The organism is Streptomyces sp. NPDC022910 (assembly GCF_055561075.1).
Genome location: NZ_JBVHHL010000077.1, coordinates 20,678 through 29,572 on the forward strand (window position 1 = coordinate 20,678; position 8,895 = coordinate 29,572).

General features: G+C 70.6%; 9 protein-coding genes. 6 read left to right on the top strand and 3 right to left on the bottom strand.

The window, feature by feature from the left end; translation table 11 throughout:
* Nucleotides 1-13 precede the first annotated feature (13 nt).
* Nucleotides 14-400: a cupin domain-containing protein gene (locus tag ACZ3TS_RS38270; protein WP_234375065.1), complete on the bottom strand. Its 387-nt coding sequence runs from the start codon at nucleotides 398-400 to the stop codon at nucleotides 14-16.
* Between the two features lie 371 nt (nucleotides 401-771).
* On the opposite strand from ACZ3TS_RS38270, the gene ACZ3TS_RS38275 reads away from it, so the two are divergent.
* From ACZ3TS_RS38275 to ACZ3TS_RS38290, 4 genes are all read left to right on the top strand, one after another.
* On the top strand, nucleotides 772-1,668 hold the full coding sequence (locus tag ACZ3TS_RS38275) for an RNA polymerase sigma-70 factor (RefSeq protein ID WP_467626705.1): 897 nt from the start codon (nucleotides 772-774) through the stop codon (nucleotides 1,666-1,668).
* A 309-nt stretch (nucleotides 1,669-1,977) separates the two neighbouring features.
* Nucleotides 1,978-3,720 (top strand): L-aspartate oxidase, encoded by a 1,743-nt coding sequence (locus tag ACZ3TS_RS38280; protein ID WP_467626707.1) that lies wholly within the window; start codon nucleotides 1,978-1,980, stop codon nucleotides 3,718-3,720.
* Between the two features lie 116 nt (nucleotides 3,721-3,836).
* Nucleotides 3,837-4,583 carry an SDR family oxidoreductase gene (locus ACZ3TS_RS38285; RefSeq protein ID WP_361495119.1) on the top strand — a complete coding sequence of 249 codons (747 nt, stop codon included), beginning with the start codon at nucleotides 3,837-3,839 and terminating at the stop codon, nucleotides 4,581-4,583.
* Between the two features lie 244 nt (nucleotides 4,584-4,827).
* On the top strand, nucleotides 4,828-5,832 hold the full coding sequence (locus tag ACZ3TS_RS38290; protein WP_467626711.1) for a sigma-70 family RNA polymerase sigma factor: 1,005 nt from the start codon (nucleotides 4,828-4,830) through the stop codon (nucleotides 5,830-5,832).
* On the opposite strand, the gene ACZ3TS_RS38295 is transcribed toward ACZ3TS_RS38290, so the two are convergent.
* Both ACZ3TS_RS38295 and ACZ3TS_RS38300 read right to left on the bottom strand, forming a co-directional pair.
* Nucleotides 5,786-6,508: a sigma-70 family RNA polymerase sigma factor family protein gene (locus tag ACZ3TS_RS38295; protein WP_467626713.1), complete on the bottom strand. Its 723-nt coding sequence runs from the start codon at nucleotides 6,506-6,508 to the stop codon at nucleotides 5,786-5,788. The genes ACZ3TS_RS38290 and ACZ3TS_RS38295 overlap by 47 nt on opposite strands.
* 159 nt (nucleotides 6,509-6,667) lie before the next feature.
* Nucleotides 6,668-7,324 (bottom strand): TetR/AcrR family transcriptional regulator, encoded by a 657-nt coding sequence (locus ACZ3TS_RS38300; protein WP_467626715.1) that lies wholly within the window; start codon nucleotides 7,322-7,324, stop codon nucleotides 6,668-6,670.
* A 172-nt stretch (nucleotides 7,325-7,496) separates the two neighbouring features.
* Between ACZ3TS_RS38300 and ACZ3TS_RS38305 the strand changes: the two genes are divergently transcribed.
* Both ACZ3TS_RS38305 and ACZ3TS_RS38310 read left to right on the top strand, forming a co-directional pair.
* On the top strand, nucleotides 7,497-8,234 hold the full coding sequence (locus ACZ3TS_RS38305; RefSeq protein ID WP_467626718.1) for an SDR family NAD(P)-dependent oxidoreductase: 738 nt from the start codon (nucleotides 7,497-7,499) through the stop codon (nucleotides 8,232-8,234).
* 136 nt (nucleotides 8,235-8,370) lie between these two features.
* Complete coding sequence (locus ACZ3TS_RS38310; protein ID WP_467626720.1) at nucleotides 8,371-8,775, top strand: OsmC family protein; 405 nt, start codon at nucleotides 8,371-8,373, stop codon at nucleotides 8,773-8,775.
* The last annotated feature ends 120 nt before the right edge of the window (nucleotides 8,776-8,895 follow it).

The following is an 8,895-nucleotide window of genomic DNA, read 5'->3' on the forward strand; positions in this document are numbered from 1 at the left end:
GTGCCGTGCCCGCTCAGGCGGTGGGGCGCGGTGCCCGCAGGTGGGCGCGCTCCGCCAGTTCCTTCTCGTCGACGAGTTCGAGCATGGGCTTGCCCGGAGCGCACATCATGGTCACCACGAACCGGGTCCGCGCGTCGGAAAGCGCGTTGCCGTCCTGGTAGTGGATGGCGTCGCCGCCGGGCTCCCAGAAGGTGCCGCCCGCCTCCACCACCCGCTCGGGCTCGCCCTCGAGCTCGAAACGGACCGCGCCCTCGACGACGTATCCGAAAGCGGGGCCGGAGTGCCGGTGCGGGGGCGTGCCCGGGTCGCCCGGCTCCCACTCGACGAGAATGGTCATCGCCGACGCCCCCTCCGGGACGGTGAACGGTGCGGCGTCCTGGAGCACCTTCGCCGCCGTCATCCAGCCGGCGGTCCCCTCGTGGTCGCCGTGCCCGTGGTGGCCGTGGGCGGAGTGGTCGTGTGCTGTCATGTTGTCCGACACTGTGTTGCACCTTCCGTAGACGTGAACATCGTTCGTCACTGGTGACCGGGGACCGGGCTCAGGTGTGACAACCAGCCTCCTCACTCAGTCCTTTCAGCCGTCGATTACGGCCTTCCGGAGCACTGCGCGGGCAGCGGAACCGATGGGCGAATCCGGCGGATCGGGCATGTCGCTTGCCACCGTGTGACCGGTGATCGCGAAAGAGATAGCGTGGGCGGATGCGGCCCGCAGCGCGTACCCTTCCCCCCTGGCGCGTAGCATGTAGGGCGCAAAGCCAGAAGGGACGACCCATGCGCGCTGGCGCCCACCCCGACACGTTCGACCGCGGTCTCGACGAATTCCTCTCGGCCAGACCCCGGTTGTTCGGCATCGCGTACCGCATCCTCGGCAGTGCCGTCGAGGCCGAGGACATCCTCCAGGACGCCTGGCTGCGATGGCAGAACACCGACCGCGCGCAGATCCATGAGCCGGCCGCCTTCCTGACCACGGTCACCACCCGCCTCGCGATCAACCTGGCCCAGTCCGCGCGGGTACGCCGGGAGTCCTACGTCGGGCCCTGGCTCCCCGAGCCGGTCGACACCACCCAGGACCCGCACCTGGGGGCGGAACGCGCCGAGGCCGTCGAGCTGGCGGTGCTGCTGCTGATGGAGAAGCTCAACCCGATCGAACGCGCCGCCTACGTGCTGCGGGAGGCGTTCGACTACCCCTACCAGCGGGTCGCGGACATCCTGGAGACCAGCGAAGCGAACGCCCGGCAGCTGGTCAGCAGGGCGCGCAAGCACCTCGGTGCCGAGCGCAAGGAGCGGGTCAGTCCCGCGGCCCACCGGCGCCTGCTCGAAGGCTTCCTCTCCGCCGCGCGCACGGGAGATCTCTCCACCCTGGAGGATCTGCTGACCTCGGACGTCGTCAGCTACTCGGACGGCGGCGGCATCCGCGGCGCGTCCAGGATCCCGGTCATCGGCCGCGATCACGTCTCGCGTTACCTGACCGCCTTCGCTCCGCGGTTCTGGCCGGATGCCGAGACCCGGTTCGTCGAGGCCAACGGCCGGCCCGCCGTGCTCGTCGCACGGGACGACGCCCCGGTGGCCCTGCTGTGCGTGGACGCCTCCGAGGCCGGCATCGAGCGCATCATGTGGGTGATGAACCCGGTCAAGCTGAACCCCTACGTGCTGTCTCTGGGGGCCTGACCCGCACGCCGGCACACCGATCCGGGCGGGCGGCGAATCCGTACAGGTCGCTCTTGACCGCATGCAGCGGGGGCAAGGCGGCGACGGGGCGGCCGGGCGGCCCGCCCGGTGGCCTATGACGTCGGTCATCGTCCCCACATCCCCTTCCCCGGCCGGCGGTTGCGGACCGCACGGCCCGGTGCACCCGGCCGGTGTGCGGTATGACCGACCCCGCCGCCAAGGTGTGACACCGATGGGCGGGCCCGGGTCCGGGCGACGGTGTCACAAACCCTCACTCCACCTGGTCGTAGCTGGTGACCACCCCGAGCGATGGGAGCAACCGTGGTTGCCACCGAACAACGTCTTTCCACCACAGTGCTGGTGATCGGCACCGGCGGCGCGGGCCTGCGCGCGGCCATCGAGCTGGCCGAGGCCGGCGTCGATGTCCTCGCCGTCGGCAAGCGCCCCAAGGAGGACACCCACACCTCTCTCGCCGCCGGCGGGATCAATGCGGCCCTGGCCACGATGGACCCCGAGGACACCTGGCAGCAGCACGCCGCCGACACCCTCAAGGAGAGCTACCTCCTCGGCGACCCCCGCACCGCCGAGATCGTCACCCGGGGAGCCGCCCTCGGCATCGACGACCTGGAGCGCTACGGCATGGCCTTCGCCCGGGAGGAGGACGGCCGGATCTCCCAGCGCTTCTTCGGCGCCCACAAGTTCCGCCGCACCGCCTTCGCGGGCGACTACACGGGCCTGGAGATCCAGCGCACGCTCATCCGGCGCGCGAACCAGCTGGACATACCGGTGCTCGACAACGTCTACATCACCCGCCTCCTGGTCCACGACGGCGCCGTCTTCGGCGCCTACGGCTTCGGCCTCGGCGATGGCAGGCGCTACCTCGTGCACGCGGACGCCGTCATCCTCGCGGCCGGCGGCCACACCCGGATCTGGCGGCGCACCTCCTCACGGCGCGACGAGAACACCGGCGACTCCTTCCGGCTGGCCGCGGAGGCCGGAGCCCGGCTGCGCGACCCGGAACTCGTCCAGTTCCACCCCTCCGGCATCATCGAGCCGGAGAACGCGGCCGGGACCCTGGTGAGCGAGGCGGCCCGAGGCGAGGGCGGCATCCTGCGCAACGCGCTCGGCGAGCGGTACATGAACCGCTACGACCCCGTACGCATGGAGCTGTCCACCCGCGACCGGGTCGCCCTCGCCTCCTACACCGAGATCAAGGAAGGCCGCGGCACACCCAACGGCGGGGTGTGGCTCGATGTCTCCCACCTGCCCCGGCAGACCATCATGAACCGGCTCCCCCGCGTCTACCAGACGCTGCTGGACCTGCAGATGCTGGACATCACCCGGGATCCCATCGAGGTCGCGCCCACCGCGCACTACTCGATGGGCGGGGTGTGGGTCCGCCCCGAGGACCACAGCACGGACGTGCGGGGCCTGTACGCCATCGGTGAGGCCTCCAGCGGACTGCACGGCGCCAACCGGCTCGGCGGCAACAGCCTCATCGAGTTGCTGGTGTACGGCCGTATCACCGGGCAGGCGGCCGCCGCCTACTCGGAGTCGCTGACCGCGCAGCCGCGCTCGGCCGCCGCGGTGGCGCAGGCGCGGGCGGAGGTTGACGACCTGCTCGCCGCCGACGGACCCGAGAACGTGCGCGCCCTGCAGCGCGCGATCCGCAACACCATGACGGAGCACGCGGGCGTGGTCCGTGACGAGGAGGGGCTGCGCACCGGGCTGGCGGAGCTGGACGCCATCGAGAAGCGCATGGAGAAGGTCGGCGTCCATCCGGACATCGCGGGCTTCCAGGACCTCGCCCATGCCTTCGACCTCAAGTCGTCGGCCCTGGCGGCGCGGGCCACCCTGGAGGCGGCGCTGGAGCGGCGCGAGACGCGCGGATGCCACAACCGCAGCGACTACCCCGACATGGATCCCGCGCTGCAGGTGAACCTCGTCTGGTCCCCGACCGACGGCATCACCCGTGAGCCCATCGGCCCGGTCCCCGACGAGATCGCGGCCCTGATGGAGGACGTCTCGGCGGACGGAAAGCTCGTCGAATAGCAGTCCCCCGGCCCGGAGAAGGTCGCTGGAATGCGAGAAAGGTGTCACAGCGCCCATCGACTCCCGGTCATACCTCGTGCAGGCAGCAGATGAGAATGAGTGAAGGGAACGTCCCCATGAAGGTCGTAGTGATCGGCGGCACCGGACTGATCGGCTCGAAGGTCGTCGGCAAGCTCAACGAACACGGCCACGAGGCGGTGGCGGCCGCCCCGAACACCGGCGTCAACACGTTGACGGGCGAGGGACTGGCCGAGGTGCTGGAGGGCGCGGCCGTCGTGATCGACGTCTCCAACTCGCCCTCCTTCGCGGACGACGCCGTCATGGAGTTCTTCCGGACCTCCACCACCAACCTCCTCAAGGCGGAGGCGAACGCCGGTGTCACCCACCACGTCGCCCTGTCGGTGGTGGGGACGGAACGGCTCCAGGAGAGCGGTTACTTCCGTGCCAAGCAGGCGCAGGAGGAACTGATCAAGGCCTCCGGGATCCCGTGGTCGATCGTGCACGCCACGCAGTTCTTCGAGTTCATGAAGGGCATCGCCGAGTCGGCGACCGAGGGTGACACCGTCAAGCTGGCCCCGGTGAAGATCCAGCCCGTCTATTCGGACGACGTCGCCGCCACCGTGGGCCGCACCGCCGTGGGCACGCCGGTCAACGGTGTGGTCGAGGTGGCCGGTCCCGACACCTTCCAGCTGGACGAGCTGATCCGCAAGGGCCTGGCCGCCAAGAACGACCCGCGCACGGTCGTCGCCGACGTGCACGCCCCGTACTTCGGCGCCGAGCTCCAGGAGACCACGCTGCTCCCCGGCCCGGACGCCCGCATCGGCGAGACCCGTTTCGTCGACTGGCTCGCCCAGCAGCAGTAGGCGCGTCTCATGGGCCTGTCGTTCCACGCACCGTGGAACGACAGGCCCATTTTTTGTACGGCGCCGTAGATCAGCCGGCGCGCAGGGCCGATTCCGCGTCCAAGCCGATGAAAAGAACTCCAAAATCACTGTCACAGCATCCTTGGTCCCTCGGTCGTTGAGGGGGAGACGATCGCCGGGTCTGTGAGCGCCTCGTGGCCGCATTCCGACAACCCGGGCCCCGGAGGAATGGAGTCAGAGGGACATGTATCCAGAGGCATCCCCCACAGAGGCACCCCCCGCAGACAGGAACCTCGCCGAGGCCGTCACCACGTTCGTGGAGCTGCGGCCCCGGCTCTTCGGTATCGCCTACCGCATCCTGGGCAGCGCGACGGAAGCCGAGGACGTCGTGCAGGAGGCGTGGCTGCGCTGGCAGCGGACCGACCGTTCGGCGGTGGTCAGCCCCGCGGCGTTCCTGTCGAGCACCACGACGAGGCTGGCCATCAACGTGGCGCAGTCCGCCCGCGTGCGCCGCGAGACCTACATCGGGCCCTGGCTGCCCGAACCCATCGACACGAGCATCGACCCGGTGGCCGGCGCCGAACGCGCCGAGGCCCTGGAGCTCGCCCTGCTCCTCGTCCTGCAGAAGCTCACACCCACCGAGCGGGCCGCCTACGTGCTGAGGGAGGCCTTCGAGTACGGCTACTCGGAGATCGCGGCGATTCTGCGCCTCACCCCGGTCAACGCCAGGAAGATCGTGAGCAGGGCGCGCAAGCACCTCACCGACGACGAGCGGGACAGCGTCGACGTCCAGGAGCACCGCAGGCTGCTCGATGCTTTCGTCGCGGCCGCCCAGGAGGGGGACGTGGCCTCGCTGGAAGCGCTCCTGACGCCCGACGCGGTCAGTCTGTCCGACGGCAACGGGCTGCGCGGCGCGGCCCGTGTGCCCGTGATCGGTCGTGCCCGGGTGGCGAACCTGTCGACCGCCTCGTCACGCTTCTGGCCGACGGTCGAGATCGCCCCCGTGCAGGCCAACGGGCGGGCCGGGGTCCTGCTGTACCGGGACGGCCGGCCCGCCACCTTCATGACCATCGCCGCCACACGGCGGGGGATCCACCGGGTTCTGTGGGTGTTCACCGCCGACAAGATCGCCGCCTTCCTCGGATCCCGCGCCGACTGCGCGCCCCCGCCCGCGCGTCCCGGGGACGCCGGGGCACGTGAGCTCACCCGGGAAGGGAACGGTTCCAGCTACGCAGCTTGTCGGGGTTGAGAACCGCCCAGACCTGAAGGACCAGCGAGTCCGCGATGTCGAGGGTCAGCACCGCGGCGACCTGGCCGTCGCACCGGGCGACGAGGCCGGTGCGCCCGTTGACCGATCCGGTGCACAGGGTCACGCGCCGCTGTCCGGCCAGCAGGACCAACAGGCTGCAGGCGACCTGCTCGTCGCCGCAAACGGGCCGGGTCAGCGCCCGGATCTTGCCGCCGCTGTCGAAGAAGGCCGTCGCGTCGGGGGCAAGCAGCGACCGCAGTCGGGGGCCGTCCTGATCGCTGCACGCCTGCCGCACGGCAACGGTGATCTCATGCTCGCGACGCGCCGACACGGGCCGCGCACGCCGCGTGCCCACACTCCACCGGGCCCGCCCATCCGGTTCCACGTCCTCGCCGCACAACGCCCGCAGGGCCTGGATCTCCCGCTCCTCCCCGCCGGGCCGGACCGGCGCCGGTCGCGTCAGACACGCCTCGTCCACGACCTGGGTGAGCCAGACGCGGGGGGACGGCATCCGGACCCGGTCCGGATCGGTGAGGCGGTACCACCGCCGGTAGGCCTCGTCGACGACGCGTTCGGCCGCGACGCGGCTGCCGAGCGCACGGCAGGCGACGTCCAGCAGGTGCCGCCGTTCGTCGAGCGACTCGGCGAGCGGTACCGCACCAACGACATGATCCATGGAGCGACCCCCACGCCGACGAGAGTCCGGAGCGCAGCCGCCGCGACGGCATGACTCAGACGTTACCCGCCCCCGTCCGTACCCGGCTGGTCGGCCGACGTGATCCAGACAGAAGCTGCGGCATGATTTCACAACACACCGATGGTGTGCCACTTAGTGTCACTTCCCCGGCGGTGCAGAAACGCCCGACGGGTCCGCCATCCGCAGCCGGGCGGGGGGCGGATGGGGCAGGGTCGCGCGGTCACGGGCCCGCAGTCCGTCGAACGCGATCTCCAGGAAGCGTTCCCACGCCCGCGGTTCACGGTCCAGCAGCGGCTGGGCGGTCTGGTGGACACCGCCGAGGAGCAGCACGATGTCGGTTCCGGTGATGTCACCGCGGACGGCTCCCTGTTCCCTGGCCCGGGCGGTGAGGTCCTCGACCGTGTCGCAGAGCCGGTCGATCGCCTCGCGTACGTCCGCGTGCTGGAGCGAGGGCCGGCCGATGACGTCACAGAACGCGCGGTCGGCGGCGAGCAGGCCGATTCCGTGTGCCATGAAGTCCTTCAGCGCACGGCCGGCATCGTCGGCACGCAGGAGCCGGTCCGCCGTCTCGAGCAGCCGGTCGAGCAGCTGCATCATGATCGCCGCGAGAAGGTCGTCCTTCGTCGGGAAGTGCCGGAACACCGTGCCCTTGGCGACGCCGGCCCGCTGGGCGATCGTGTGCATCGACACATCCACCCCGCATTCGGCGAAGGCCTCGGTGGCCGCTCGCAGAAGCAGCTGCCGATTGCGCACGCTGTCGGCCCTGGCCTGCACTGCCGCTGTTCTCCCGGTCATGACGCCTCCCTCTGCGTGTCACAACATTAACACTGAACATGACTCGTGGGTCATGTTCAGTGTTACGCTGGCACAACATGACCCCTCGGTCACCTTCTCGGGCCGCCGTGTCCTGTCCTCGCACACGCCCCGGCCTGCCCGTCCCACCCCCATCACCTCATTCGGAGATGACATGAGTTCCGTTCTCGACCCCAAGGTCGTCCTCGTCACCGGCGCCTCGTCCGGCATCGGCAGGGCGACCGCGCTGGCGCTGTCCAAGGCGGGAGCCACCGTGGCCGTCGGTGGCCGCAGGACCGACCGGCTCGAAGCACTGGCGCAGGAAGCGCCCGGGGAGATGCTCGTCCTGGACATGGACGTCAGCGACCCCGAGTCGGTACGCAAGGCCGTCGACCGGACCGTCGAACGCTTCGGCACCCTCGACATCGTCGTGAACAACGCCGGCGTCATGCTCACCGGCCCCGTCCTGGACGCGGACACCGCGGAATGGACGCGCATGGTGGAGACCAACCTGCTGGGCTCCATGTACACGGTGCACGCAGCGCTGCCCCATCTGCTGCGTTCCCGCGGCGCGGTGGTCCAGATCTCCTCCACCTCGGGCCGTATCTCCTCGGCCGGCGCCGCGGTCTACTCCGCCACCAAGTTCGGCGTCAACGCCTTCGCCGAGGCGCTGCGCCAGGAGGTGACCGAGCAGGGGGTCCGTGTCGTCCTCGTGGAGCCGGGCTTCGTCTCGACCGAGTTGGCCGACCACATCGCCGACCCGGCCCATCGTGCCGCGGTCAAGGCCATGGCCGAGTCGATGCGGACCCTTCAGCCGGAGGACATCGCGGCCGCGGTGGTCTACGCCGTCACACAGCCCGGCCACGTCGCGGTCAACGAAATCCTCGTACGCCCCACCGACCAGTCCCGCTGATCAGCCACGGGGCGGCAACCGTCGCCCCGCACAACCCTCGTGCAGCCGGGTACGGACACGCCGGCCGTCACAGTCGGGCGCCCCGCACGGTCTGAGCTTCGGGAGGCACAGGTCGTGCCTCGGCTGAGAGGCAAGCATGAACACGCGCATCGTTACCGTGGCCGAAGGAAAGCAGCTCGCGCGCTCCGTGGCGATCGGTACTCACCGCCTGACAGCCGACGAGCCGGAGCCCGTCGGCACCGACACCGGCCCCACCCCGGGCGAACTCCTCCTGGCCGCGCTCGGAGCGTGCACGTCCATGGCGGTGCGGGCCTACGCGCAGCGCCACGAATGGCCGCTGGAGCGGGTGGACGTCGCGGTCCGCTACGGCGCACAGGGGCAGGTGGTCAAGAACATCGGGCTGGTCGGGGAGTTGACCCCCACGCAGCGGGACCAGCTCCTCGCGGTCTCGGGACGCTGTCCCGTCCACCGGCTGCTGACCAAGGACGTCGCGATCATCACCGTGCCCACGCTGCTCGCGGAGCCCGCACCGCTGCCGTGACGTCAGGCCCACACAAGAACGCGGGGTGGGGGGGGGGGGGGGCCCCCCCCGCCCCCCCCCCCCCCGGCGGCCCCCCCCGGGCGGCGGGGCGCGGGGCGGGGCCGGCGCCGCCCGCGGTTT

What these genes read in the sequence shown, in the direction of transcription:
- ACZ3TS_RS38270 (WP_234375065.1), bottom strand. Translation starts at nt 400, where the DNA reads ATGACGGCGGCGAAGGTGCTCCAGGACGCCGCACCGTTCACCGTCCCG.
- ACZ3TS_RS38275 (WP_467626705.1), top strand. Translation starts at nt 772, where the DNA reads ATGCGCGCTGGCGCCCACCCCGACACGTTCGACCGCGGTCTCGACGAA.
- ACZ3TS_RS38280 (WP_467626707.1), top strand. Translation starts at nt 1,978, where the DNA reads ATGGGAGCAACCGTGGTTGCCACCGAACAACGTCTTTCCACCACAGTG.
- ACZ3TS_RS38285 (WP_361495119.1), top strand. Translation starts at nt 3,837, where the DNA reads ATGAAGGTCGTAGTGATCGGCGGCACCGGACTGATCGGCTCGAAGGTC.
- ACZ3TS_RS38290 (WP_467626711.1), top strand. Translation starts at nt 4,828, where the DNA reads ATGTATCCAGAGGCATCCCCCACAGAGGCACCCCCCGCAGACAGGAAC.
- ACZ3TS_RS38295 (WP_467626713.1), bottom strand. Translation starts at nt 6,508, where the DNA reads ATGGATCATGTCGTTGGTGCGGTACCGCTCGCCGAGTCGCTCGACGAA.
- ACZ3TS_RS38300 (WP_467626715.1), bottom strand. Translation starts at nt 7,324, where the DNA reads ATGACCGGGAGAACAGCGGCAGTGCAGGCCAGGGCCGACAGCGTGCGC.
- ACZ3TS_RS38305 (WP_467626718.1), top strand. Translation starts at nt 7,497, where the DNA reads ATGAGTTCCGTTCTCGACCCCAAGGTCGTCCTCGTCACCGGCGCCTCG.
- ACZ3TS_RS38310 (WP_467626720.1), top strand. Translation starts at nt 8,371, where the DNA reads ATGAACACGCGCATCGTTACCGTGGCCGAAGGAAAGCAGCTCGCGCGC.